At 58.3% G+C, this 26,228-nt stretch carries 22 protein-coding genes and 1 tRNA gene; 14 read left to right on the plus strand and 9 right to left on the minus strand.

Annotated elements, in window-relative coordinates; translation table 11 throughout:
• Nucleotides 1–171: 171 nt before the first annotated feature.
• Together IEX44_RS09415 and IEX44_RS09420 are read left to right on the plus strand one after the other, a co-directional pair.
• The gene (locus tag IEX44_RS09415; protein ID WP_188692255.1) at nucleotides 172–1,137 is read left to right on the plus strand and encodes a GGDEF domain-containing protein; all 966 of its coding nucleotides are present in this window, start codon (nucleotides 172–174) and stop codon (nucleotides 1,135–1,137) included.
• 27 nt (nucleotides 1,138–1,164) lie between these two features.
• Nucleotides 1,165–1,731, plus strand: coding sequence for a dihydrofolate reductase family protein (locus tag IEX44_RS09420; RefSeq protein ID WP_188692258.1), 567 nt, complete (start codon nucleotides 1,165–1,167; stop codon nucleotides 1,729–1,731).
• Here the strand turns inward: IEX44_RS09420 and IEX44_RS09425 are convergent.
• Together IEX44_RS09425 and IEX44_RS09430 are read right to left on the minus strand one after the other, a co-directional pair.
• Complete coding sequence (locus IEX44_RS09425; RefSeq protein WP_188692261.1) at nucleotides 1,728–3,272, minus strand: methyl-accepting chemotaxis protein; 1,545 nt, start codon at nucleotides 3,270–3,272, stop codon at nucleotides 1,728–1,730. The two genes, IEX44_RS09420 and IEX44_RS09425, sit on opposite strands and share 4 nt — an antisense overlap.
• A complete protein-coding gene (locus IEX44_RS09430; protein WP_188692264.1) occupies nucleotides 3,269–3,415 on the minus strand; it encodes a hypothetical protein in 147 nt (48 codons plus the stop codon). Before IEX44_RS09430 ends, IEX44_RS09425 begins: the two co-directional genes overlap by 4 nt.
• A 178-nt stretch (nucleotides 3,416–3,593) precedes the next feature.
• On the opposite strand from IEX44_RS09430, the gene IEX44_RS09435 reads away from it, so the two are divergent.
• Nucleotides 3,594–4,157, plus strand: a complete 564-nt coding sequence (locus IEX44_RS09435) for a biliverdin-producing heme oxygenase (RefSeq protein ID WP_188692266.1) — start codon at nucleotides 3,594–3,596, stop codon at nucleotides 4,155–4,157.
• Here IEX44_RS09435 and IEX44_RS09440 read toward each other — a convergent pair.
• From IEX44_RS09440 to IEX44_RS09450, 3 genes are read right to left on the minus strand one after another with little or no spacing between them, the layout of a single operon-like run.
• The gene (locus IEX44_RS09440) at nucleotides 4,108–6,561 is read right to left on the minus strand and encodes a PAS domain-containing hybrid sensor histidine kinase/response regulator (protein ID WP_188692269.1); all 2,454 of its coding nucleotides are present in this window, start codon (nucleotides 6,559–6,561) and stop codon (nucleotides 4,108–4,110) included. The two genes, IEX44_RS09435 and IEX44_RS09440, sit on opposite strands and share 50 nt — an antisense overlap.
• The gene (locus IEX44_RS09445; RefSeq protein WP_188692272.1) at nucleotides 6,554–7,075 is read right to left on the minus strand and encodes a response regulator; all 522 of its coding nucleotides are present in this window, start codon (nucleotides 7,073–7,075) and stop codon (nucleotides 6,554–6,556) included. Before IEX44_RS09445 ends, IEX44_RS09440 begins: the two co-directional genes overlap by 8 nt.
• Nucleotides 7,050–9,323, minus strand: coding sequence for an ATP-binding protein (locus tag IEX44_RS09450; RefSeq protein ID WP_188692550.1), 2,274 nt, complete (start codon nucleotides 9,321–9,323; stop codon nucleotides 7,050–7,052). Before IEX44_RS09450 ends, IEX44_RS09445 begins: the two co-directional genes overlap by 26 nt.
• A 239-nt stretch (nucleotides 9,324–9,562) precedes the next feature.
• Between IEX44_RS09450 and yidD the strand changes: the two genes are divergently transcribed.
• Nucleotides 9,563–9,979 carry a membrane protein insertion efficiency factor YidD gene (gene yidD / locus IEX44_RS09455; RefSeq protein WP_188692275.1) on the plus strand — a complete coding sequence of 139 codons (417 nt, stop codon included), beginning with the start codon at nucleotides 9,563–9,565 and terminating at the stop codon, nucleotides 9,977–9,979.
• A 107-nt stretch (nucleotides 9,980–10,086) separates the two neighbouring features.
• Nucleotides 10,087–10,704, plus strand: a complete 618-nt coding sequence (locus IEX44_RS09460) for a YdeI/OmpD-associated family protein (protein ID WP_188692278.1) — start codon at nucleotides 10,087–10,089, stop codon at nucleotides 10,702–10,704.
• A 32-nt stretch (nucleotides 10,705–10,736) separates the two neighbouring features.
• Here IEX44_RS09460 and IEX44_RS09465 read toward each other — a convergent pair whose 3' ends face one another.
• From IEX44_RS09465 to IEX44_RS09475, 3 genes are all read right to left on the minus strand, one after another.
• Nucleotides 10,737–10,949: a DUF4287 domain-containing protein gene (locus IEX44_RS09465; RefSeq protein WP_188692282.1), complete on the minus strand. Its 213-nt coding sequence runs from the start codon at nucleotides 10,947–10,949 to the stop codon at nucleotides 10,737–10,739.
• Nucleotides 10,950–11,139: 190 nt separating this feature from the next.
• Nucleotides 11,140–11,216, minus strand: a tRNA-Met gene (locus tag IEX44_RS09470).
• A gap of 77 nt (nucleotides 11,217–11,293) precedes the next feature.
• On the minus strand, nucleotides 11,294–12,463 hold the full coding sequence (locus IEX44_RS09475) for a class I SAM-dependent methyltransferase (protein WP_188692285.1): 1,170 nt from the start codon (nucleotides 12,461–12,463) through the stop codon (nucleotides 11,294–11,296).
• A 113-nt stretch (nucleotides 12,464–12,576) separates the two neighbouring features.
• On the opposite strand from IEX44_RS09475, the gene IEX44_RS09480 reads away from it, so the two are divergent.
• The 6 genes from IEX44_RS09480 (at nucleotide 12,577) to IEX44_RS09505 (ending at nucleotide 18,924) form a co-directional block, all read left to right on the plus strand.
• Nucleotides 12,577–13,311, plus strand: a complete 735-nt coding sequence (locus IEX44_RS09480) for a pteridine reductase (protein ID WP_188692287.1) — start codon at nucleotides 12,577–12,579, stop codon at nucleotides 13,309–13,311.
• 123 nt (nucleotides 13,312–13,434) lie between these two features.
• Nucleotides 13,435–14,382 carry a tRNA 2-thiocytidine(32) synthetase TtcA gene (gene ttcA / locus IEX44_RS09485; RefSeq protein WP_188692290.1) on the plus strand — a complete coding sequence of 316 codons (948 nt, stop codon included), beginning with the start codon at nucleotides 13,435–13,437 and terminating at the stop codon, nucleotides 14,380–14,382.
• Nucleotides 14,382–15,170, plus strand: coding sequence for a fused MFS/spermidine synthase (locus IEX44_RS09490; protein WP_188692292.1), 789 nt, complete (start codon nucleotides 14,382–14,384; stop codon nucleotides 15,168–15,170). The genes ttcA and IEX44_RS09490 overlap by 1 nt, the downstream gene beginning before the upstream one ends.
• A gap of 168 nt (nucleotides 15,171–15,338) precedes the next feature.
• Complete coding sequence (locus IEX44_RS09495; RefSeq protein ID WP_188692295.1) at nucleotides 15,339–15,857, plus strand: RNA pyrophosphohydrolase; 519 nt, start codon at nucleotides 15,339–15,341, stop codon at nucleotides 15,855–15,857.
• A gap of 57 nt (nucleotides 15,858–15,914) precedes the next feature.
• On the plus strand, nucleotides 15,915–17,594 hold the full coding sequence (locus IEX44_RS09500; protein ID WP_188692297.1) for an ATP-binding protein: 1,680 nt from the start codon (nucleotides 15,915–15,917) through the stop codon (nucleotides 17,592–17,594).
• Nucleotides 17,569–18,924 carry a sigma-54-dependent transcriptional regulator gene (locus IEX44_RS09505; protein WP_188692299.1) on the plus strand — a complete coding sequence of 452 codons (1,356 nt, stop codon included), beginning with the start codon at nucleotides 17,569–17,571 and terminating at the stop codon, nucleotides 18,922–18,924. Before IEX44_RS09500 ends, IEX44_RS09505 begins: the two co-directional genes overlap by 26 nt.
• 72 nt (nucleotides 18,925–18,996) lie before the next feature.
• Here the strand turns inward: IEX44_RS09505 and IEX44_RS09510 are convergent, their stop codons facing one another.
• Nucleotides 18,997–19,818: a PhzF family phenazine biosynthesis protein gene (locus IEX44_RS09510; RefSeq protein ID WP_188692303.1), complete on the minus strand. Its 822-nt coding sequence runs from the start codon at nucleotides 19,816–19,818 to the stop codon at nucleotides 18,997–18,999.
• 109 nt (nucleotides 19,819–19,927) lie between these two features.
• Between IEX44_RS09510 and ppc the strand changes: the two genes are divergently transcribed.
• The 3 genes from ppc (at nucleotide 19,928) to IEX44_RS09525 (ending at nucleotide 25,912) form a co-directional block, all read left to right on the plus strand.
• Nucleotides 19,928–22,687: a phosphoenolpyruvate carboxylase gene (gene ppc, locus IEX44_RS09515; RefSeq protein WP_188692306.1), complete on the plus strand. Its 2,760-nt coding sequence runs from the start codon at nucleotides 19,928–19,930 to the stop codon at nucleotides 22,685–22,687.
• Between the two features lie 72 nt (nucleotides 22,688–22,759).
• Nucleotides 22,760–23,248, plus strand: a complete 489-nt coding sequence (locus IEX44_RS09520; RefSeq protein WP_188692309.1) for a hypothetical protein — start codon at nucleotides 22,760–22,762, stop codon at nucleotides 23,246–23,248.
• A 666-nt stretch (nucleotides 23,249–23,914) separates the two neighbouring features.
• On the plus strand, nucleotides 23,915–25,912 hold the full coding sequence (locus IEX44_RS09525) for a glycosyl hydrolase family 18 protein (protein ID WP_188692312.1): 1,998 nt from the start codon (nucleotides 23,915–23,917) through the stop codon (nucleotides 25,910–25,912).
• The last annotated feature ends 316 nt before the right edge of the window (nucleotides 25,913–26,228 follow it).

Here is a 26,228-nt window from a genome sequence, read left to right on the forward strand (position 1 = left end):
TGCGCCGGATGCCAATAGTAGTCGTACTGATCTGCCAGAACTTGCAGGGTAAAAGCAGCACATGGGGCGGTTTTTGACCCTTGGAGCGATCCGCCTGGGGGGTTTGTGCTGCAAGTCAGAGCATGTGCGCTATGCTGGGGCCTGGTTCAGAGACCGTGAAAAGGAGTGCCGATGCTTGCACCCACCACGCCACTGGATGAGTCGGTCCGCCTGGCTACACTGCGTTCACTCAGCATTCTGGATACCGCGCCGGAAGAACGATTTGATCGGCTGACCCGGCTGGCCAAACGGATTTTCCGCGTCCCCGTTGCGATGATTACCCTGGTTGACGTTGACCGGCTGTGGATCAAGTCCGGCGCAGAGGGCGAGGTCTGCGAGACGCCTCGCGGCACGTCCTTCTGTGGGCATGCCATTCTGGATGATGCCATTTTTCTGGTTCCCGATACGCTCGAAGACCATCGCTTTGCCGACAACCCGCTGGTCCAGGGCTCGCCTCATATCCGGTTTTACGCGGGGTACCCCCTCAGTACCGACAATGGCATGCGCGTAGGCAGCTTGTGCCTGATGGATCAGCACCCACGCTTGCTCAATGACGAAGAGCGTGGCCTGCTGCGTGATCTGGGCCGGATTGCCGAACAGGAATTGATCGCCCTGCAACTAGCGACACTGGATGAACTGACCCATCTTGTGAACCGGCGCGGATTTGAGGCGCTGGCCACGTATACGCTGGGCGTGTGCCGGCGCATGGGCAAACCGGCCACGTTGCTGTTTTTTGATCTGAATGACTTCAAAGAGATCAACGACGAATATGGTCACGCTGAGGGCGATCGGGCGCTGGTAGAGTTTGCCGGTTTTCTGCGCCACAGCCTGCGGGAGAGCGACGCGGTGGGGCGTCTTGGGGGCGACGAGTTTGTGGTCTTGCTCAACGATGCCGACCGGGCACGCGCTGTCGAAATCATCGCGCGTTTGCAACACAATCTGGATGAACTCAATCTGCGGCTGAACCGCGGGTATGATCTGCGCTTCAGCGTGGGGGTGACGGCGTTCGATGCCGGCCGCCACGAAGAGTTTGCGACCTTGATGGCCGAGGCGGATGCCGCCATGTATGCCCACAAACAGGCGCTGCGCAAACGTTAAGTGCCGCCCGTGTTGAAAGGATCTGTCATGCGCAGATTGATCGCGTTTATCCAGCTGACCGTCAATGGCTACTTTGCAGGTGGCGACGGGGATATCGGCTGGGCGAACCACGATACCCAGGACGCCGAGTGGAACGCCTTTGTGGCGGACAATGTCGCTGGCGAATCGCTGTTGCTGTTTGGGCGTGTCACCTACGAACTGATGGTCAGCTACTGGCCGACCGACATCGCCGCAGCCAGAGACCCGCTGGTGGCCCGTTACATGAACAGTCTGCCCAAAGCGGTGTTCTCCCGCTCCTTGCAGGGCGTGGACTGGAACAACACCCAACTGATCAAGTCCGACCTTGTGAGTTGGGTGCGTGAGCAAAAGCAATTACCGGGCAAAGACATGTGCGTTCTGGGGAGTGGCAGCCTGATTGTGCAACTGGCCCAGGCAGGTTTGATCGATGAATTCCAGGTATCGGTCAATCCGGTGGTGCTGGGAGGTGGGCGCACCATCTTTGAAGGATTAACCCACCCGGTTCCGCTCAAACTGACCCGTTCGCGCAACTTTGCCAACGGTAACGTGTTGCTGTGCTACCAACCTGCGCATTAACGCGCCGCGCTGATCCTGAAAAACCGCGTATGGGTGTTTAGATCATCTGCCTGTGATTTCAGGCGCTGGATCTGCGTGGACACCGCAGACAAGGTCTGGTGAGCCGAATGCGCCTGTGATGCCACCCGTTCAAGGCGTTGCGCCACGATGGTTGCAGATTGCGACTGTTGCTGCAGCGCGGTGGCCATTTCCCGGACCGTGGTTTCGGTTGTTGTTGTATTCCGCGCCATTTCAGCAATGGTACTGCGTGCTGTGCCGGACTTCTCCAGCCCGTGACTGACTTTTGCCAGGGCGCTGATCACGGCATCGTGCGTGCCGTCCATGCTCTGCGCGATGGCATTCATGGAGTCGCGGATCGACACGGTCGCCTCGGTGGTCTTGAAGGCCAGTTTGCGCACTTCATCGGCCACCACGGCAAAGCCACGGCCATGCTCACCGGCGCGGGCGGCCTCAATGGCAGCGTTCAAGGCCAACAGGTTGGTCTGTTCGGTGATCTCTTTGATCAGATCGACAATGGCCATGGCCTCGTCGGTGCTCTTTTTGAGTACGTCGATGTGCTCGGCCACGCCGTTGATAGTCTGGCTGATGGCATTCAGGTCTTCGTTCACGCCGTCACTGGCCAGTTCACCGGCCGAAGCCATTTCCACTGCGGCCAGAATGGCGTTGCTGGCGTCATTGGCATCACGCGTGACTTGCGCGATACCTTGATTGATCTGCTGTAGTGCATCGGCCATGGCGGCGGTTTCATCCACCTGCGTCTGTACGCCAGCCTCCAGTCGTGCGCTATCGTTGCTGAGACTGCCCGCCACGTCGGCCACCGTGCCGGCCGTGCCCTGAACCGCCTGCAAGGCTTCAGTCATTCTGGCCTGCATGATCTTGCCAGAGCGCAGCATGGGGCTGATTTCCACCAGTTCAGGCGGGAAGCTCATCGTCAGATCGCCTTCTGCCGCGCTGGCGGCAAAGCGACCCATAAACGCACTCGCCTTGAGCGCACCCTCGATACGAAACGCCAGCCAGGAGAGCATGCCGGCTTCGGCCACCACATAACCCGCATGGATCAGCACACGGCTGAACGATGGCCCTTCCTGAAACAGCACGAGGCGCATGCCCAATGCGGCGCTGAAATTGAGCGCCAGGTGATGGACGGCGATCACTACTGCGGCCACGACGATCGGCCGCCAGTCAAAATAGGCCAGCAACAAGCCCAGCACGACGAATACGCCAAAGTGCGCTTCGATCGCGCCATTGGATGTCGCGATTGACACCATGGCCTGCAGCATTAGCGCGGTGGCCATGGTGCAACGTGTAATCAGCATGCCACGCTGATTAAGTGCCACCAGGTACGGAATAATCACCGCCGGCAGGCCGACCACCCACACGGCCAGCATGCGACCAACGATAAAAGACTGAATAAGCGTGATCAGCCAGTAGGCAGTGTTCACCACCAGCAAAATCCGGTCAGATGTGCTGCGCAGGGTAACCAACAGATCAGTCATCGCCTGGCCGGCACTTGTCTGGCTATCAGGGGCGCGGGCGTTCATTTGATACTCCGGCACCAACCGCCAGGGACCAGGTTTTTGACTTCGCCCTTGACCAGAACGGCGACGGAAATACCCGCCCAGGCGGCGATGCCCAGCCAGAGCAAAATATGGCGTGCGCGATGGCGTGAATCAGGTTTGCCCATGATGTGTTCTCCCTGTTTTACTGGCGGCACGCTGCAGAGTCGTACGCGCTTTATATTGGTTTAGCCTGGCTATGGCGCACTGCAAATAGCAGGAACATGCAGGTGGCTGTCTGACAGGCAAGGGCAAGAAGGGCTTTTATAATGGAGGCGTCTTTCCACTACGACGGCCTGTGATCCCATGTCCCTGCGCCATCATCTGCGTGATGCCACGCAACCCTTGCACGCCAGGCTGGACCAACTGTTGGCAGCCCATGCCTTTGATAGTTCCGCCAGCTACAGCCACTTTTTGAAAGCGCAAGCTGCCGCGCTGATTCCGCTCGAGCTCGCACTTGAAGCGGCTGGCATTGAAGACGAATTACCAGACTGGCCGGTTCGCCGACGCCGCGAGGCTTTGTTGGGTGACCTGTACACACTGGATGCCGCATTGCCAGCGCTGATGCCGCAACCGGCGCTCGCGCCAGATCAGTCACGCTGGGGGGCGCTGTATGTACTGGAAGGGTCGCGTCTCGGTGCCGCAGTGCTGCTTCGTCGTTTGCAAACAGTGGCCGATGGAAGAATGCAAACCGCCAGCCGCTATCTCAGCCACGGCGCGGGGAGTTCGCTGTGGCCGGATTTTGTCCGCCAGCTTGAGTCACTGAGTCCGGTTCAGACCAATGATGTGGTAGCGGGCGCCCAACATGCCTTCCGTGTCTTTATTGCAGCGGCGCAGCGGTATCCGGTGTCAGCGCAGGTACCTGATTGAGCTGCTGGCGCACCATATCGGCTAATTGTTCGACGGAATACGGTTTTTGCACGATGCCAGAGTGTGGCAGGTCCAGCTTGCCCAGTTCGATGTAGCCGGTGACAAACACCACCGGCAGGTCAGGGCGGAGTGTGCGAGCGGCCATGGCCAGTTCGGCACCGTTCATTTCCGGCATGGCAAAGTCGGCAACCAGCGCGTTGATCTGCGGATGCGCCGCGAGCAAGGCCAGGGCAGACTTGCCGCTGGTGGCACGCTCCACCCGGTAACCCAGATCAGCCAGATGAGCGGCTGTCAGTTCGCCTACGGCCTCGTCATCATCGACCACCAGCAAAGTAATGGAATCATTGCCCACGGCGATGGTGGGCTGATCACACGGCGCCTGTGGCTCCGCGACCGGATGAGCCAGTCGCGGCAGGTACACATTGACGGATGTGCCTTCGTTTTCTTTGGTCTCAATGGTTACGCCACCGCCGGATTGACGGGCAAAGCCGTATACCTGTGCCAGCCCCAGGCCGGAGCCTTTGCCGACTTCCTTGGTGGTGAAGAACGGTTCAAACGCCCGGGCCAGTACATCGGGGGACATACCGTGTCCCGAATCACGCACAGTCAGCCGTACGAAGTCGCCCGCGCCGGGCGCGCCTGCTCCATTGTCTTCCTGCGCAAACTGGGCATTAGCAGTGTTGATGTACAGCGTACCGCCACCATCCATGGCATCCCGCGCATTGATGGCCAGATTAAGGATAACCATTTCGATCTGCGTGGTATCGACCATCGCGGTCCACAAGTCGGGCTCCAGCCCGGTGATCACTTGAACGCTGCCGCCAATCGTACTGCGCAATAGCTCCAGCATGGCCTCCACCGTCTGGTTCAGATTGGCCGCTCGGGGCGCGAGTTGTTGCTGACGGGAAAAAGTGAGCAATTGTGAGGTCAGCTTGCCACCGCGCTGCCCGGCATTGCGGATATTGGCGAGGCGCTGACGGGTTTTATCCGCCAGTGTGATTGAGCGTAAGTCGTGCTCCAGAAACGTTGCGTTAGAGAGCACCACCGTCAGCAGATTGTTAAAGTCATGCGCTACGCCGGCAGTCAGTTGGCCCACTGCTTCCAGGCGCTGCATCTTCTGCATGGTGGCTTCCATGCGCTGCCGCTGATGGATCTGTTTGATCAACTCGCAATTGGCAGTCGCCAGCTCTTCCAGCCGGGCTTTGTCGGCCGTGACATCACGCGCAATGCAGTAGTGCAAGCCATCTGCATTGACAGCGGTCCAGGCCAGCCAGCGTTCCTCGCCATTTGCACAGCGGAACCGGGTTTCAAAGCGCACTGCCGTTTCGTCTTGTTGGGGCTGTTGCAAAGCAGCCAGTGTCGCTTCAAGGTCGGCCTCATCAATATAACGCCCGAGCGAGCCCGCCAGCAGATCACTCAAGGGCCAACCCAATGCATCGGCCCACGCCGGATTGAGTGTGATGGGGGTGAGGTCTGCCCGCATCACGGCCAGCATATCGTGAGACAGTGCCCAGACCCGGTCACGTTCCTGGGTGCGAGCGGCCACGCGTTCTTCCAGGACCACGTTCTGTTGCGATATGGCCTCACGGGCTAACTGGCGCTCGGTCACATCCAGGAGTACGCCCAGGAATTGTATGCAGCGACCATTCTCAAAAAATGACTTGCCCAAGGTGTTGACCCAGCGAATGCGGCCATCGGGCAGCACAATCCGGTAATCGGCATTGCATTCGGAAAACTGCGGGGAGTGCGTGCATTGGGCGATCACCTGCCCCATGCGTTCGCGGTCATCCGGATGGACGCAACGGGTATACAAGGCCAGGTCTACCTGGTCGTCCGGACCGATGCCAAACATCTCGCGGCAGCGTAGATCCCAGATCAGTTCGCCGGTGAGCGGCCGGTAATCCCACATGCCCAGCTTGCCGGCCTCAGTTGCCAGGCGCACGTTGATCTGGCTGGTCTTGAGCGCGGCTTCTACTTGTTGGCGCCGGGTTTGTTCCCTTACCAGGGTGAGCGCGCGTTCCACGGACTTGGGTAATAGACCCAGGCGTTGCTTGAGGACGTAATCGGTTGCGCCACGGCGCATCATTTCGACCGCGGTTTCCTCGCCAGAAACGCCGGAAACAAAGATGAATGGCGTCTGCGGGCAGAGCGTCTGTGCGATATCCAGCGCGGTAGCGCCCGAAAACAACGGCAGCAGAAAATCAGACAGGATCAGATCAAATGGCTGACCGGCCAGCGCATCACGCATGCGTTGTTCCGTATCAACCAGGGTAAACCGGGCGCGAAAACCCGCACGTTCCAGCGTGATTTGCGACAACTCGGCGTCTAGCGGGTTGTCTTCAATCTGCAAAATCCGGGCGGGCGTGGCGGCAGTGAGCGGGTGCGCGGCGACGGGTTTACTCATTGGTGCTTTTACTGAAGACAGGGGTAACAGTGTTGGCAGTCATGGCATATCGTCGCATCTGGTCCACGACGCGGTAGCGTTGCGAGCCTGGCGGGGGTTCGTTGAGTACGGCCCAGAATATGCCCAACTGGCCAATGGCGGCGACAAAATCCTTGAACTCAACCGGTTTGACCACGTAGGCGTTCACGCCCAGTTCATAAGCACGGATCAGATCAGGCTCCTCCTTGGATGAGGTCAGCATGACAATGGGAATGCTGCGTAGCTCAGGGGTGTTGCGAATCACCTTCAGCACCTCCAGCCCATCAATCTTGGGGAGCTTGAGATCCAGCAGGATCACGGCCGGGTTGCCTTCTTGCCAGTCTGCGTAATCGCCCTGGCGGAACAGGCAATCCAGTGCCTCCGCACCGTCACGCAACACGATGACCTCATTGGCGAGCTGGCTGCGTTCCAGTGCAATCAGCGTCAGTTCCAGGTCTTTAGGGTTATCTTCAACCAGCAGGATCGGTTTTAGCATGATCTTGTTTGCGCTTTGCAGTGCCGATGCCCGGGCGGGGCAGGGCGATAAAGAATGTAGCGCCCGCATCGGGCTCGCCTTCGGCCCAGGTCTGGCCATGATGCCGCTCTACAATCCGGCGCACATTGGCAAGCCCGATACCGGTTCCTTCAAAGTCTTCCATACGGTGCAGGCGCTGGAATACGCCGAACAGCTTGCCTACGTACTGCATGTCAAAGCCTACACCATTGTCTTTGACATACAGCACGTCGCGCGCGTCTTCATGCCGGGCGCCAATCTCGATACACGCTAGTTCGCGGGTACGCGTGTACTTGATGGCATTGGCGATCAGATTGCGCAAGGCAAGGTGCAGAAAGGTGCCATCTGCCCGCACCCGCCCCAAGGGTTGTACATGCCATTTGATCTGGCGGTCCTGGTAGTCGGGCTGCATTTCATGGCGGATGGTCTCGATCAACTCGTTGACGTTGACCTCGCCCAGGCGGATGACCGAGCGCCCCAGCTGCGAGAACATCAGCAGGTTATCGACCAACTGGCCGGCAAACCGGGATGAATCTGCAATGTTGTCCAGAAAGTGCTGGCCACGTTCGGTGAGTTTGCCGTGTTCGGTGTCAATCATCAGCTCGGCATAACTGGCAATGTGCCGGAGCGGCGCACGCAGATCATGCGACACGCTGTAAGAGAACGCCTCCAGTTCGCGGTTGCTCTTTTTGAGGTCATCCGCCAGTTGCGCCAGTTCTTCAGCTTTGCGCAACACAATGCCCAGTACGGCCGAACGTAACTCCAGGGCGCCTTCTATTTCGGTCTCTAGCCAGCGCGGACAATTACCCCGCAGCGTTTGCTGCCAGGTGGCAAAACTGGTGCGCGGGTTGAGCGTTTGAACGCCCGCCCGGGCGGCTGTCTGTTTAACAGGTTCACCGGCCCAGTTCACCGTACGCGTGGTTTCCTGGCGAAACCAGATCAGGTAGTGGTTGTGCAACTCTGAAATGGATACCGCCATCAACCCACCAATGCGATCCGGCATGTCGAGCGCGTCGGGCAGGTCGCGACTGATGCAGTCGGTGGTGTAAATCTCATGTTCCGTTTTTTGTGCCAGCCATGCCACCAGTGACTTGATGGTCGCCAACGGCGGGGTGTCGCCGATCAGGTCTATGCCGCTGGCACTGACGATCGCTGCGCCGTTGGCATTGGCAAAGTGCAACAAGACTTCCGGCACGGCCAGCAAACCTTCATTGACGCCATCCCGATCAGCCATGGTCGACAAAATGCGTACCACCTGTTGGCGCTGTGTGAGCATGCGCGTTGCGACATCATGGGCTTCTTTGGCCTCGATCTGCAGCGACAGGATGTTCCCCAGCAACTCGCAGCCTGTGCGTACATGAAAGCGCACTGGTGTGGCCTGGTGATCGTGACAAGAAATCAGCCCCCATAGCCGGTTGTTGATGACAATGGAGAGCGACATGGAGGCCAGCGTCCCCATGTTTTTCATGTACTGCAGGTGGATCGGCGACACGCTGCGCAGCATGGCAAAGCTCAGGTCGAGCGGCGCACCCGTGCGCGGATGCGCAGCCGGCAAAATCAGGCTGGCCTGGTAGGATGCATCCTGAATGACGCGTATGCGGTTAAGCACGTATAACTCTCTTGCCTGGCGAGGGATATCCGAGGCCGGAAAGTGCAAATCGAGATATCGCGCGTAGCCGTCATCGGCTTCTTCGGCAATGACATGACCGTGGTCATCTTCGTCAAAACGGTAGGCCAGTACGCGGCCATAACCCGTCATGCGTTTGACTTCAGACACCGCTAGCGCGCACATGGTCTGTATGTCTTTGGCGTCATGCAGCTTGTTCACAAAAGTGCGCACCAACGGGTACATCGTGCTGAATGCTTGTTCGGCGCCTTCTTCAGCGGGCTCAAATTCGGCAATGACCTGATCATTGAGTCGGTGCGCTACCCATTCAAACCGTGGCGCTGATCCATCGGCATGACGTAACAACACCGTGCCCAGATGATGCGGTTCGGCGTAGTCACCGGCCAGACGTGTCACCGCGCCGGGGGATGCAGTGTCCACCCACTGGCCAAAGTGGGTCTCAACCAGTCGCTGGTAATCCACGCCCAACCAGTCCGACACATTCTGACTGGCCTGAGTGATGACCAGCGTTGCCGCATCCATGATCAGTAAAAAACCGTGCGGTTGAATGCTGCCCGGAAACCGGATCGGCTCTTGCGCGCACTGTTGTTCGGCGCTGGCCATCAAGTCCCTCTGATCGCTACTCACATCCAGGCCTCTCTTCACTGCGCCGTGCATTGGCGCATAAGTGCACAAATGCTTGAGATTATCCGGATTATGCAAATGACAAGGCGTAGGACAAACTCGGATTTTATAGGCAGGCTGCGTCGCGCGAATGAGACGAAAAACACCAGATCTACCGAGGCCAGGAGGCCATGCCTTAAAGTGGCGGCTCTCTTGTTCATCAACCTGCTCCGCTTGCCATGCGCGCCGTCTTGTTGGGTTTGATCCGTTTTTATCAGCGCTGGGTATCCCCCTACAAAGGTTTTTGTTGCGCGTGGCGGGTTCACACCGGCCACGCAAGCTGTTCGTGGTTGGGTTATCGCGCGGTGCGCCGCTACGGCGCAATCCGTGGCGTGCAGATCACTCGTGCCAGAACCCGCCGTTGTAGCGCGGCATACCGCGCCCTGTTGCAGACACGCATGTGCGTGCCGCGTGGCCAGGCTGGCTTTATCGATATGGACTGCCCGGGTTGTGAGATCCCGGATATCCCGGATGGCTGTTGTGATGCCATGGATTGTGGATGCGATATCGCAGATTGCGGTTGGGAGTGGGCCCAAAAAGCGCGCGAAGAGGACGATGACAAGATGGTTCAGGTGAAACCGAAGGTGGATGGTTGAGCGCGCGGGCTCAATCGGCGTGGCGCCTTGGCTACCCATCAAAATGCGTTTGAATGACAGATTTAACCAGGCTACAGAGTGAACACACTGTGTTTTCCGGAAAAACCATGTCCGCTCTCACGTACAAGAACGAGCCCGTTCTGACCTTTGCCACGGTGTCAGACCTTGAAGCGTACATGGCTGGTGAGCCCCGGCATGCCAAAGGGTTCTGGCTGCGGTTGGCAAAGGCGGGTGCGCCGGTGGCCACGGTCGGCAAGGAAAGCGCCCTTGAAGCAGCGCTGTGTTGTGGATGGATCGACGGGCAGCTTGGCAAGCTTGATGAGCACTATTTTGTTGTACGGATGACGCCGCGCCGATCAGGCAGCCGGTGGTCAGTCAAAAATCGCACCACGGCAGAACGTCTTGCGCAAGAGGGCCGACTGAACCCGGCCGGCCAGGCCGAGATTGACACAGCAAAGGCGGATGGTCGCTGGGATGCCGCCTACGCCTCTCAAGCGAATGCAACGCTGCCGCAAGATCTGGCCGCCGCCCTGGCGCTGAACCCGGTCGCCCGGGACTGCTTTGCCGCGCTCGATAGCGCCAACCGGTTTGCCATCATTTACCGGGTCAACGACGCCAAAAAGCCCGAGACACGGGCCAGGCGCATTGAACAATTTGTGCAGATGCTGGCGCGTGGCGAGGCCCTTCATCCGCGGAGGAAGACCGGCAAATCCGGGGCGTCGTGACAAGCAGAAACCTTCTTCTGGCCCGGCAGGTGTTACTCGTGCTGTGCCCGCCAGTAAGCGACCAGCGCATTGGCATGCCCATGCCCGAGTCCATGATCTGACTTGAGGGCGCTGACCATCTCCATATGCTTCTTGCCAGTCATGCTGTCCAGCACACTCAGCCAATGGCTGATGGGCTGGCCGCTGGTTTTTTCGATCGAAGGAAAATACGACGCCGGACCTTTGATTTTTGGTTCGTCTGTCATGGTGTACTCCTGTCTCTGCTGGCGTGCGATTGTGTATTGGCAGGGCGTTGTTTACGCACTGCTTGAGTGTTTAGAGATACACGATGCGACAGGATTTACCCACGTTCCGGGCGCTGGAAAACAAAAAACCCCGCCAGCCGAAGCTGAGCGGGGTTTGTCGTACTTTACCGGTAAACCGGCAAAGAAATTCTGGTGGCTATGACGGGACTCGAACCTGTGACCCCAGCATTATGAGTGCTGTGCTCTAACCGACTGAGCTACATAGCCATGAGAGTCGGCGATTCTGAAGGGCCGAACGCCGACTGTCAAGCGTGCTTTGCAAAAATATTGCGCAAGTGGCTGATTTACAGCTTGTAGGAATCATCTCCGCGTTCGAACCCGGCCAGCAATGTGGGTAGTGCCAGGTTGCGGGAGAATGCCATGGCCTTGAAGAGTTCACCCATCTCTGAGGGGCTGGTCAGCTTTTGTACGGCAGACGCCAGCGGTGCATATTGCTTGACGTTCTCTGCGCCCACCGCCGCCAGGCGCGCGGTCAGCCCGGTGTTGATCAGGTACTGGGCTTGCGAGACATATCCTTCCAGCTGCAGACCGTGTTCGTCGGCATGGTGGTAGACGGCAGAAAAATCCACATGGCAGGTCAGGTCCGCCAGACCTGGCAAGTAGAACGGGTCGGCCATGCTGTGATGGCGGTAGTGCGCCATCAGCGTGCCTTGTCGGCGTTCCGGGTGGTAATACTCGATTGCCGGGAAACCATAATCAATAAACAGCGCTGCGCCGCGTTCGATCATGTTACCGATGCTGGCCATGAAGCCAGGTAGCTCAGGCTGGATTTCGCTCAGGTAATCGCCGGGCAAATCTAGCGCTGCGGCGGCATCATGCAAAACGCCCAGGGTGATTGGCTGGTCTTCAAACGCTAACGCATCATCCCGCCAGACAACACCCCGCTCGAATAACGAACCGTTGTCATTGCGGTACACCAGCGAGCAGGGAATGGCATCGAGCACTTCGTTGGCAAGGACTACGCCATTGAACATGACTGGCAGGGTGTCCAGCCAGATCACGCGATCAGCCAGGTGTGGTACAAGCGCGTTCAGGGTGTTGCGCTGGCGTTCTTTAAGTTCTGCCGACAGATCAACGATGTAATAGTGGCGCGGCAGGGTGTCCAGTCGCTCCAGTTCGGTGAGGACTTGCGCGGCCAGTTTGCCGGTGCCGGCACCAAATTCCAGCACATCACCCGTCCCCAATGCCTGAAGGACCTGGGCTGCCGTGGTGGCGACACAGGCGCCGAACAACGGCGAGAGTTCCGGTGCGGTGACAAAGTCTCCGGCCTCACCGAATTTGGTGGCTCCGCCCGAGTAATAGCCCAGCCCGGGTTCAAACAGCGCCATGCGCATGTAATCGCTGAACGAAAGCCAGCCGCCTGCGTTGGCGATGGCCTGCTGGATACGGGCAAGAAGCTGCTGGCTGGCGGCCAGCGCTTCGGGTGTGGCGGGTGGAAGTTGCGGGACGGTCATGAGGGCAGCAAAATTGCGCAAAGGCAGTGTGGTTATCCAATTGCCAATTCTAAAGTAAATGATGTGATCTGGCCCGGCGACGTCTGTCGGGCCGGGCAAACTGGAGAAACCGCATGGAGAAGGTGGCATTGGTCACCGGTGGTGCACGCCGTGTCGGAGCGGGCATTGTCAGATATCTGCACGATCGTGGTTGGCGCGTGGCGCTGCATTACCGTAGCTCTTCGGCTGATGCGCAAGCACTGGCAGACGAACTCAATGCGCGGCGGCCAGAATCCGTTGCGCTGTTTCAGGCTGACTTGCTGGATACCGCAAAGTTGCCCGCATTGATCACGCAAGTGCTGACCCGTTTTGGCCGTCTGGATGCTTTGGTCAACAACGCATCGTCGTTCTTCCCCACGCCGGTGGGGCAGTTCACGGAAAGCGCCTGGCAGGATTTGCTGGGTTCCAACCTCAAAGCGCCGATCTTTCTGGCGCAAGCCGCCGTGGCCGCGCTCAGGGAAAGTCGGGGTGCCATCGTCAGCATTGCAGACATCCACGCTGACCGGCCCTATCCGGAGCACACGCTATACACCGTGGCCAAGGCCGGGCTTGTGGCCATGACGCGCTCACTGGCACGTGAACTGGCACCGCAGGTCCGGGTCAACGCTGTGGCGCCGGGGTCCAACCTGTGGCCCGACCAGGACAGCGTGTTCGATGCGACGGAGCGTGCCCGGATCGAAGCGACGATCCCGCTGGCCCGCACCGGCACACCGCAAGACCTGGCGCAGGCCATTCATTTTTTGCTGGAAGCACCCTACGTCACGGGGGTGATTTTGCCAGTGGATGGCGGCCGCAGCGTGGTGCTGTAACCAGCCTGCGGATGACCATGGCCGAACAGGGCCGATTTCGGTTAAAATCGTCGTCAATTCAACCATCTACCCAACGGGGCGTATGCGGATCAGATTCCGTGTGCGCCCCGTGAGCTTTATGCCATGAACGCAGCAACTGAAACGACCGTGCTCTCTGAGGCGGAAAAAAAACAGCAATACAATTTGAACAAGCTCACCAAGTGGCTGCGCCACGCCGTGGGCGACGCCATCAACGATTTCAACATGATCGAAGAGGGCGACAAGGTCATGGTGTGTTTGTCTGGCGGTAAAGACAGCTACACCATGCTCGACATCCTGCTGGGTTTGCAGCGCTCTGCCCCTATCAATTTCAGCATCGTGGCGGTGAACCTGGACCAGAAACAGCCCGGTTTTCCGGAACACGTTCTGCCGGAATACCTCAAGGCACTGGGTGTCGAGTACCACATCATTGAGGAAGACACGTATTCCATCGTCAAACGCGTGGTGCCGGATGGCAAAACCACCTGTGGTCTGTGCTCGCGCCTGCGTCGCGGCATTCTGTACCGCGTGGCCGATGAACTGGGCGCGACCAAGATCGCGCTGGGCCATCATCGCGAAGACATCCTGGAAACGCTGTTTCTGAACATGTTCTACGGCGGCAAGATGAAGTCCATGCCGCCCAAACTGGTCAGCGATGACGGCAAGCACGTGGTGATCCGCCCACTGGCCTACTGCCGCGAAAAAGACATCGTCCGCTATGCCGAGGCCAGACAGTTCCCGATCATTCCGTGCAACCTGTGCGGCAGCCAGCCAAACCTTCAGCGTGAAGTGATTGGCCAGATGATCAAGGACTGGGACAAACGTTTCCCCGGCCGCATCGAGAGCATGTTCCGCGCCATGCAGAACGTCGTGCCATCTCACCTGGCTGATACGAAGCTGTATGACTTTGCCAATGCCAAAGCCGATGGTGTTGCACGCGACGATGGCGACAAGGCATTTGATCGTGAACAGTTCAGCGAACCGGGTCGTATCAACATCCTCGCCAACAAGCCAGATGGAGAACCGTCTGATAGCGCTTGCGGTGACTTCTGATGCTGTTCCGCTCCAAACGCATCAGCCCGGCTGCGCAAACCGAAATCCAGATCGATATTTCTGATTCACTCGGTATTCGCAAACTCCATTTTGGCGGCGACGATACCCAAAGCGCCATGCGCGTGAGTGACCCGATCGAATTGGTGCTGGCCTATACGCGCTGCCTGTTTGGCTTTCTGCTGTTCAACCCCCACCCGCGCAAGGCGTTATTGATTGGCCTGGGTGGGGGTTCGATTGCCAAATGGATGCACGAGAAAATGCCGTCCACGCATCTGACTGCGGTGGAATTGCACCCACAAGTGGTGGCCGTGGCCCGTTCGATGTTCCAGACGCCGGCGGATGATGAGCATCTGGACGTCATTGTGGGGGATGGCGCAGCCCATGTTTACGCCATGCCCGATGCCTCGACCGATCTGATCATCATGGATGCCTATTCGGCCACCGGCATTGCCGAACCGCTCGCCACCGCAGATTTTTTCAGTGCGTGTCGGGACCGTTTGACCGACGATGGCGTGCTGGTGGTGAATTTGTGGGGATCTGATCGTCACTTTGAAACCTACCGTGACCGGCTGTCTGCCGCATTCAGTGAACGTATTTTGCTGCTGCCTGCACGGCAGAAGGGCAATGTGCTGGCATTTTGCTTTGTGCGTAGCCAGAACAGCCCGGGTTGGGCCACGCTGGCAGATCGCGCAGCACAACTGAAAGCGACCTACGGACTGGAGTTTGACGAATTTGTGAGTGATCTGGCACGGCTTAATCCGCACAACGATCGCAAGCTCTTCATTTGATGGCGACTTTGTCCGGAGCCGCATTGCAGCACGTCATGACACCGTAATGAGGCGCTGTGCGGCACCGGTAAAAACCCGCTTTGCAGTGCCCGATCGCATTTGCTGGTTTCCAAGCCTTTGCGGATGTGGAAAAATCGGGGTTAACCAAAGTTTAACAAGGTATTACCCATGCTCGACCGAGACGGTTATCGTCCGAACGTCGGCATCATCATCGTCAACCAAAGGAATCAGGTTTTCTGGGGAAAACGCGTACGCGAGCATTCCTGGCAATTCCCGCAGGGTGGGATCAAACAGGGTGAAACACCGGAACAAGCCATGTTCCGCGAGCTGATGGAAGAGGTCGGCCTGTCGTCGCAACAGGTCGAAATCATCGGTCGCACGCGTGAATGGTTGAAATATGATGTGCCGACAAACTGGGTCCGCCGCGAATGGCGCGGCACTTATAAAGGACAAAAGCAGATCTGGTTCTTGCTGCGGCTTAAAGGGCACGACTCTGATGTCTGCCTGCGCCGTACCAACCACCCCGAGTTCGACGCCTGGCGCTGGAACGAATGGTGGTCGCCGTTAGAGGCCGTGATCGAATTCAAACGTGGCGTGTATGAAGCTGCGTTGTCGGAGTTGTCGCGTTTTCTGGATCGCGCGCCGGATCGCCGGCCGCCGTCCCCAACGCCGTCTTCTTCGACCTGAGCACGGTTGCCGTAACATGTATTAACCCGGCCCCAAGGTGGCGTGGCGGTAATCGCCATGCCACCCGGGCCGGTTTTCTTCCCGGATTTCGACAAAGGCCCGTCTTGCGGGTCAGGCAACAAGGCACAACAGAAGGCCCGCGCCATGCCGGACAAACCAGACCACAATACCCCAGAGATGCACTGGCGCTCGCTCGCCTTGCTCAACCTCTTTCGCCTGTTGTGCGTCGTGGGGTTGACCCTCAGCATCGCTGTTTTTTCCCATCGCTTTGTCACTGACCCCGGTCTGCGTGGGCCGTTTTTGTGGCTGATCAGCAGCGATCTCGTTCTGATCGGCCTGTTTGCCGTCACCATCCTCAAACGCAAACCCAGTTTTGAAATTCAGCTCAGCGTGCAGGTCGTCACGGATGTGATCTTCCTTGTATGCCTGATGGATCTGTTTGGCGGGGTACGTAGCGGACTGGGCATCTTGCTATTGCCTTATCTGGCCGCCGCCGGGCTGATTTCCCGCGGGCGCATGACGCTGTTTCATGCGGCTGTAGCCAGTATTGCGTTATTGATCGAACAAGCCTGGCGGGTGTTGCAGTATCAAGCCTCGTTTGACGAGAACTTCACCCCGGCATTGCTGTGTGTCGCCTGCTTTGCGGTCGCCTGGCTGGGACATCGGCTATCTCGCACGGCGGAAGCCAGTGAAAAGCTGGCCGAGCAGCGCGGTGTAGATTTGCAGAATCTGGCACAGGTGAATCAGCGCATCTTGCAAGATGTGTCTGATGGTGTGGTGGTGGTCGACAGTCTCGGTCATATCCGCCAGTTCAATGAACGGGCAGAGCAACTGACCGGCCGCAGTTTGCTGATTGGGGATCTCGTGGCAGAGCCGCTGCCGCGTCTGGCTGAAGCTGTTGCCGCATGGCAACAAGACCGCACGCGCATGGTGGAACTTGTGGCTGGCGGCCGGCCGCAGAAAACCTTGCGCCTGCGCATGGTGGGGTTATCTGATGAAGAGCCGGGTGATGTGATGGTCTACCTGGAAGACATGGACCGGCTGCGGCATGAGTCCCAGCAACTCAAGCTGGCTGCATTGGGGCGGCTGACCGCCAATCTGGCCCATGAAATCCGCAATCCACTTTCTGCCATCAGCCATGCCGCCCAGTTGCTGGGCGAAGAAACGGGCGACGATCCGCTATATACAAGATTGACCCGCATCATTGATGACAACGCCAAACGGCTGGAACGCATGGTTCACGACGTCCTGGAATTGAACCGCCGAGACCGGCTACAGATTACCGACATTGACCTTGCCCAGTGGCTTGCTGGCTTCCTGGAGGAGTTTCGTCAGGTAGAAAAGATCGCTCCGCTGCTGCCGCTGGCCTGTCCGCCGAATGTAGTGATACGGTTTGATCCCGGTCATTTGCATCAGGTGCTATGGAACCTGGCCCGCAATGGCTGGCGATACTGCAGCCAGAGCGACGGCAGCCTGACCTTCGCGGTGCATCAGGCAGAAGGCCACTGGATGCTGGATGTATACAATGATGGCCCGCCTGTGCCAGCAGATGCACAAGTGCAACTGTTTGAGCCTTTCTTCACGACTGAATCGAAGGGAACAGGCCTGGGGTTGTATATTGCGCGGGAGATCTGCGCCGCCAATGCTGCACATCTGGTGTATGCGCCGCCTGAGAAAGGCGCGCGTTTCCGCATTACCTTCGGAATGAATGATGGCCAGAAAAACACGAACGGATAAACGCGTTCTGGTGGTGGATGATGAGGTCGATCTGGCAGAACTGCTGGAATTGACGCTCCTGAAGATGGGCTTGTCGGTAGACACCGCCAACAGCGTGACCGAAGCACGCCGCCGGCTGGACAGCCAGCGTTATGACTTTTGCCTGACCGACATGCGCATGACGGATGGCGATGGCATGGATGTCATCCGCTACGTGCAGCAAAAACGGCTGGATGTACCTGTGGCGGTGATCACGGCCTACGGCAGCACCCAGAACGCGGTCGATGCGCTCAAGGCCGGCGCTTTCGATTACCTGGCCAAGCCGGTATCGCTGGAACAGCTGCGCACGTTGATCAAATCGGCGCTTAGTCTGGATGAAGAGACTGCACCGACCCAGGCTGACAACGCCCCTGCACGCATGTTGCTGGGCGAATCGTCCGCCATGAAACAAGTGCTGGAGTTGATCGACAAACTGGCGCGGAGTGCCGCCCCGGTTTATGTCAGTGGCGAATCTGGCTCAGGCAAGGAGCGTGCCGCGCGCATGATCCACGCGCAATCCGTCCGTACAGAGAAACCGTTTGTGGCGGTGAACTGTGGTGCGATTCCGGAAAACCTGATGGAAAGTGAGTTTTTCGGATACCGCAAAGGCGCATTTACTGGCGCAGATGCGGATCGGGACGGATTTTTCCAGGCCGCACACGGCGGCACCTTGTTTCTGGATGAAGTGGCGGATTTGCCGCTGCCCATGCAGGTCAAACTTTTGCGTGCCATTCAAGAGCGAAAAGTCCGCAAGGTAGGGGCGACCCAAGAAGAAGCCGTCGATGTACGCATTATCAGCGCCACACACCAGAATTTGTCGCGCTGCGTAGAAAGCGGGCGTTTTCGCCAGGATTTGTACTACCGCCTTAACGTGATTGAACTGCACATGCCACCACTGCGTGAAATGGGGGCAGATGTTGAGTTGATCGCCCGCCATGTGCTGGCGCGGCTGGCCGAGCAAAGTGGTCAGGGCGTCCCCCTTCTGGCATCAGAGTCTTTGGCCGCACTGCGGCACTACGCGTTTCCGGGCAACGTGCGCGAACTGGAAAACATGCTCGAACGTGCGCTGGCGCTGTGCGATGGCCAGATCATCACCGCAGATGACCTGCAAATCACGCCAGCGACCGAATCGATCCGGGAAGAGGGGGCCAGCGAGGTCACCGATAACCTGCAGGATTATCTTGATCGCGTAGAACGTGCAGCCATTCTGGATGCGCTGGAAAAAACCGGTGGCAATCGCACCCAGGCGGCCAAGGTGCTGGGTGTCACGTTCCGCTCGTTCCGTTACCGGATGGAACGGCTGGGGTTGTGATTTCGCACGAAGCATGCAAAAAGCCCGGTTTTTACCGGGCTTTTTCTTTGGGGTCTGGCCGCCGGCTGAGGATCAAATCCCGTCGACTTCCAGTTCACCGCCTCCCAGCTGCCAGACGCGCCCGCCAATCGCAACGCGGCGTTGCGCGTCCACGTCCAGATACAGCACCGACAGCGGCGAAATCCGGCGGTGAATGGTGTGGCCTTGCTCAATACGGAACGAGAACGGGGGTGTATTGCCATTGGCAATGAACCAATGGCCAATGGCTGCGGCGGCACTCCCTGCGCCAAAATCTTCCTGCAGGTGGAATGGATCTGCCGTGAATGCGCGCAGCGTCAATACTTCACCGTCGTTACTCCACAATGCGATCTGCAGGAGTTGATGCGGATTGCCCAGGGCCGACATCAGCAGATCAAGCCTTGGCGCCACCTGCAGAACATGCTGGCGAGCACGAAGCGGGATGACCAACTGGGTAAAGTCGCTATCGATCCACAAGAGCGGGCCGGATAGATCTGCCGGGTTCAGGCCGAGTGCGGCAGCCAGTGCCAGGTTATCGACTTGGGCTGCACGTGCATGGCCGGCCGGGGTTTGCACCCACCAGAGGTCATTTTTCTTGTAGCCGATGGTCGGGGCACCGATGGCAATTTGCGCGGCGATACTCGACGCCCCCAGCGCAACGGCTGTCGAATAAGGCAACGCCAGTTGCGGTGTGTAGGCCGTCCAGGATTGGCTGCGCGTTTCCAGAAAACCGGTTTCCGGCGCACAGAACTGGTAGGCCAGACGCTGTGCAACGGCCGGGTCAGGGCGTTTGGTCGTCTCGCAAATCACCACTGGACAACCGCCCATGCGGCGCTCACCGAAGATATTTAGCAGATGGAATGGAATTTTTACCATTTTTTAATCACGATTCGCCCCGCTTTTGCGACGAGGAGCGAGTGTTATTTGTTACAATGCTGGGGTTTGTCCCAACTGTCCGATCAACGCCTTTCTGATAGCGAAACCCATGTCTTCTGCTCTGGAACTGATTGCCGAAAAAGACCAGCCCCTGGCGCGCGACCTTGAAATCCTTGCGGACGTGCTCGAAAACACGATCCGTGAACAAACCAGCAACGCTGCTGCCGACCAGATTGGCGCCATTCGGGACCTGGCAATCCGTTACGTGGAAGGCCATGACCCGGAAGCCAGCGTTACCCTGGCGCGCACGCTGTCTACGCTCGACCTGGATAACGCCATGGCCCTGGTGCGAGCGTTCAGCTATTTCTCGCACCTGTCCAATATAGCGGAGGACTTGCATCATAACCGCCGCCGTCGCATCCACAAAATGCATGGATCGGAAGCGCAACGTGGCAGCATCGAAGCTGCCGTCACCGCGTTGATTGATCGCGGTATCAAACCGGCCGAAATTCTGTCGCTGCTGAGTGATACCCTGATTGCCCCGGTGTTGACCGCGCACCCGACAGAAGTGAAGCGCAAGACCATTCTGGAATGCCACGCCGCCATTTCTGAGCTGCTGGTCGCACGTGATCGCAATGCCATGACGCCGGAAGAAGAACGCGCCAACCGCGAAGCGCTGGAGCGTGTGGTGCTGACGCTGTGGCAAACCCGTGAAATTCGTACTTTCAAGCTTAAGGTACAGGATGAAGTCGAAAACGGCTCCACCTATTTCCGTAGCACCTTCCTGCACGAACTGCCGCGTTTGTATGTCGATCTGGAAGATCGCCTGTCCCAACTGGCTGGTGCAGATGTTGAGCTGCCCAATTTTGTTCACGTCGGCTCCTGGATTGGCGGCGATCGTGACGGCAACCCGTTTGTGACTGGCGATGTGATGCGCTATGCCGTATCGCGCCAGTCCGGGATCGCGCTGGACTACTACTATCAGCAGTGTTCCAAGCTGGGCGCAGAACTCTCGATGTCGGTGCGTCTGGTCCAGGTTGACCAGTCTTTGCAGCAACTGGCCGAACAAGCCGCTGAGGACGAACGCAAAACCGAAGAGCCGTATCGCCTGGCGGTGGGCCATATCACCGCGCGTATTTTTGCCACCGCCGTGCGTATTGGTACGTTCCACCATCAACTGCATGACGTTGCCCGCGCGCCGGAATACGAAAGCGCCGCTGAACTGGAACGCGATCTGCTGATCGTGTCCAACTCGCTCAAGGCCCACGGTGCCGCCAAGCTGGCCAATGGCCGTCTGCGCCGTCTGCTGCGCGCGGTGTCGGTGTTTGGTTTCCATCTGGCCCCGGTTGATATGCGCCAGATTTCCACCACGCATGAAAAAGTGCTGACCGAACTGTTCCAGAAGGTGGGTCTTGAGGATTACAGCAAGCTGGATGAGGCTTCCCGCCGCATCGTGCTGCTGCGTGAACTGGCCAGCCCGCGTCCGCTGATCTGCCCGTATATCGAATACAGCGCAGACGTGCAAAAAGAGATTGATATCTATCACGCGGCTGCAGAAATCCAGGCTCGCTATGGCTCGCACGCGCTGCCGAACTACATTATTTCCAACTGCGCGTCGGTGTCCGACATGCTGGAAGTGGCCGTGCTGATGAATGAAGTCGGCATCATTCAACTGGCGCCGACGCTCAAAGCCAAGATCAACATTATCCCGCTGTTTGAAACAACGGCGGACTTGCGCAATAGCGGTCAGATCATGGCGGACCTCTTTGCCTTGCCGCAATGGCGCGCCATTGTCGGCGGTCGCGATCAGGTGCAGGAAGTCATGCTGGGCTATTCGGACTCCAACAAGGACGGCGGTTACATGACGTCCAACTGGGAGCTCTACAAGGCTGAGCTGAATCTGGTGAAGGTGTTTGATGCCGCTGGCATCAAGATGCGCCTTTTCCACGGCCGCGGCGGTACGGTAGGTCGCGGTGGTGGCCCGGCGTTTGACGCCATCGTGGCGCAGCCGGCCGGCTCCGTGAATGGTCAGATCCGGATTACCGAACAAGGTGAAGTGATTGCATCCAAGTTTGCTGACCGTGAAGTGGGTCGCCGCAACCTGGAAATCATGATCTCCGCCACGCTGGAAGCCAGCTTCCCGTCGGCCGAGCAAACCGGCGTTGATACACCGGAGCGTCACAAGCTGGCAGAACGTCTGTCGTTGCGCGCGTATCAGTCTTATCGTGATCTGGTTTACGCCACTCCGGAGTTCATCACCTACTTCCGTGAAGCAACCCCGATCAATGAGATCCCGAGCCTGAACATCGGTTCGCGCCCCAGTGCCCGCAAGAACACCAACAGCATCGCCGATCTGCGTGCGATTCCGTGGGTGTTCTCCTGGTCGCAATGTCGCCTGATGCTGCCGGGCTGGTACGGTTTTGGTACGGCCATTGCCGAATACCTGGCCGAAACCGGTGACAAGGGCCTGGCCGTCCTGCAAGAACTGTACAAAGATTGGCCGTTCTTCCAGGTGACCGTTTCCAATATGGAAATGGTGCTGGCCAAGTCTGATATCGCCATCGCATCGCGTTACTCGGAACTGGTGCGTGATCAGGATCTGGCCCGCCGCATCTTTGGCCGTATCCGTGATGAATGGCAACGTGCGGTAGATGCCGTGCTGGCCATTACCGGTCACAGCGAGCTGCTGGGCGATAACCCGATGCTGGCGCGCAGTCTGGATAACCGCCTGCCGTATCTGGACCCGCTGAACCACCTGCAAGTAGAACTGTTGAAGCGGATGCGTGCCGGTGACGAAAGCGAAGAGCTACAACACGCTGTGCACCTGACCATTAACGGCATTGCAGCCGGCCTGCGCAACAGCGGTTGACCCGTTGTGGTTTGCCGTCGCGGGGTGATGCTGGTGCAGCGCCCCGCGACAATCCGTCATATACTCGCCGCCATGATCCGACGCTTTGAATTCTTCAAGGCAGCGGGCCTGGCGGCGATGTTTTTAATCGTAGCCCGGCCCGTCGATGCCGCCGGCCTGCCCAACCATTTTGGTGAGCAGGTCGAGTCTGCGTTGACGTGTGAGTCCGAATGGTCCACGGAATGGTGGCGAGGTTACTTCCAGCATTATCTGGGTAAGCCGCTTCGCACTTGGGGCGAAGCCGAATGGTATGACGCCAAGAACGCGCAATTGGCAGGTAACACAGCCACCGAGGTATTCGTTAACGTGCCCGGCAGCGGCGCCATGATGGTCGGTGCTTTGATCCCGACGCCAGTCGACAAAGTCAAAAAGCAGCTGGAAAGCACGCTCAATATCCAGTTCGTGCAACTCGCGGGGCCATACCCGCGTTATCTATCCAAATTCGGCAGCGTGCTGGTTGGGCTCTCCAACAATCAGACCAAGTGGTACTGCGCCCGCTGGAACCTGGGTAACCGTCCTTGAATAGCGGCATTCTGCCGCGGATATCTCCCCCTGCTCTAATACCACTTGCATAACAGGTGGCTCCTTTTCCGTAATACCACTTTGTCATATTCGTCGCCGCCGCCTGTCGACCGCAGCTTTTCAGGTGCTCCCCGCGTACCGCTGCCTATCTTGTTGACAAACAATTAAAGCTTTTTGTTGTAAAACTGAAATTTCTGGGGCGCGTGGAGTGCCCAGGAACAACAAAGATCCCTGCATTTCGTCGGCGACGAACGTCGATTTCGCCCGCCAGACGGACGGATGCTTTTCAGGAATGGTGCATAAACAATCACTTATGTTGCGGCGCGATATAAATGGTTCATCATAAAAAAGCCACAATTTGTGCATATTTATCTCTTGGTGTTGCAATGCAACAAATCAAGTCTTGGGAAAAGCTGACAATTGCATCGATCTGGTGCAAGGAATGAACGGCTCAGGTGAAACCCGTATGTCGGTGGTCCTCTTGACGCCCCTGGAAGGTCTGGACGTAAATGGGCGCCGTGGAACCCGAAGTCTGCACAGGGTATTCGGCCATTGCCTGCAACAAGCACTGAACGCACGGTGCGACCTGGATAAAACCACTGGCGATGAGACCACTGGATGCGCATGAATAGCGCCAATACAAGAAGGATGGAGACCTGACCTATCATGAAAATGAGACGTTTAAACCTTGCAGCAATTCCGGCCGCCCTCGTGGCGGCCCATTCTTTTGCTGCTTATCCCACCTGGCAAGATGGTGGCACCTATGCTGCTGGCACCATCGTTTACTACAACGGACATGACTATCAGGCCCTGGTGACGCAGACGGATTACGTCGGCGCCAACTGGAACCCGGCTGCCACGCCGAGCCTGTGGAAGGATCTGGGCGCGGATACCGGCGGTACGCCGACCCCGACCCCGACTCCGACGCCTGCACCGACGCCGGCGCCAACTCCGGCTCCGACGCCTGCACCAACGCCCGCACCAACTCCGGCCCCGACGCCTGCACCCACCCCGGCTCCAACGCCGTCGGGTAGCTGCTATGCCGCCTGGAGTGCGAGTACTGCATACAGCACCGGTGCAACCGTCAGCTACAACGGCGTGAACTACAAGGCCAACTTCTGGACGCAAGGTAACAACCCGAGCACCAGCAATGGTGGCAGCGGTACCGGCCAGCCCTGGACGATCGTAGGCAACTGCAGCGGCGGTACGCCAACGCCGACGCCGACGCCAACGCCAACGCCAACGCCAACGCCAACGCCAACACCGACGCCGACACCGACACCGACGCCGACACCGACGCCGACACCGACGCCGACACCGACACCGACACCGACACCGACACCGACACCGGCTCCTACGCCGTCGGGCAAGTACCAGGTGGGTTCGTACTTCGCACAGTGGGGTATCTACTCGCTGGGCTACAACGTGAAGAACATCGACACCAGCGGTTCCGCTGCCAAGATGACCTTCCTGAACTACGCCTTCAACAACGTGTACAAGCAAGCTGACGGCACGTACCAATGCCAGGGCCAGGTCACGGTCACTGAGCAAGGGGCAACCAATCCGAGCGCACCGGGCGCCGGCACAGGCGGTGATGCCTGGGCAGATATCCAGAAGGGCTTTGATGCAACCACTTCGGTGAGCGGCGTCGCAGATACCTGGGATCAAACGCTCAAGGGTAACTTCAACCAGTTGAAGGAACTGAAGGCCAAGTATCCGAACCTGAAGGTGCTCATGTCGCTGGGCGGTTGGACCTGGTCCAAGTACTTCTCGGCAGCGGCTGCCACCGATGCGGGCCGCAAGGCGCTGGTGTCCAGCTGCGTGAACATGTACATCAAGGGTAACTACCCGGTGGACTCGGGTTCAGGCACCGGCGGTACTGGCGTGCTGGCTGGCGTGTTTGACGGTATCGACATCGACTGGGAATACCCGGGTATCCAGGGTGTTGGCTACAACACGGTTGATGCGACAAACGACAAGCACAACTACACGCTGTTGATGCAAGAGTTCCGTTCGGAACTGGATGCCTACACGGCGACTACTGGCAAGCATTATCTGTTGACCGCGACTACGGGTGCGGGCTCGGACAAGATTGCCCAGGAAGAACCGGCAGCGCTGGGTGCGGTGGTGGATTGGCTGAACCTGATGGCCTACGACTATCACGGTGGCTTTGAACCCACGGGCCCGACGGACTTCCAGGCCAATCTGTACGCCGATCCAAACAGCCCGAACATCAAGAATGGTGGCGTCGTAGCAACGTATTACACCGATGCAGCAGTCAATGAGCTGGTGAACGCCGGCTTCCCGATTGCCAAGCTCAATATGGGTATTCCGTTCTATGGTCGTGGCTGGACTGGTGTGAAGAACGTCAACAACGGTATGTATCAGACTGCCACGGGCCCGGCTTCCGGAGCATCCGAAGCAGGTATCAACAACTACAACGTGTTGAAATCGGCCGCTGGTTCGATTTACTACAACAACACCGCAGTAGGTCTGTACAAGTTTGATGGCACCAACTGGTGGAGCTATGACGATCCGACCATCATTTCGACCAAGCTGAACTACACCAAGTCCAAGGGTATGGGCGGCGTGTTCTCCTGGTCGCTGGACGGTGATGACACCTCGGCCACGTTGATGAACGCCATGGGCGCCATCAATCAGTAAGCAGCAAGGTTGTAGACCCGACGACGTATCGTGATCCGATACGGTTGGCCCCCCGGAAGTCTTCGGGGGGCTTTTTTATTGGTCGGCGAGAAGGGAGTGAGGCGTGAGGCGTGAGGCGTGAGGCGTGGGGAAGGGGCCTGCATGCCGTTGGTGAGGCATCCTGGGCGAGCGCCGAAATCCAGTGAACCCGCGGCGCATTGAACGCGGAGGGAGGTGCACAGAAAGCAGCATCACCATCCGCAGTACGGCATGTCCGGTCGAACATCACCGTGTGGCGGAAATACCTGAATGGTATTTCACAGGGTGGAAAGACTCG

Origin of the sequence: Silvimonas amylolytica, from assembly GCF_014645555.1 — a bacterium.
GTDB lineage: Bacteria > Pseudomonadota > Gammaproteobacteria > Burkholderiales > Chitinibacteraceae > Silvimonas > Silvimonas amylolytica.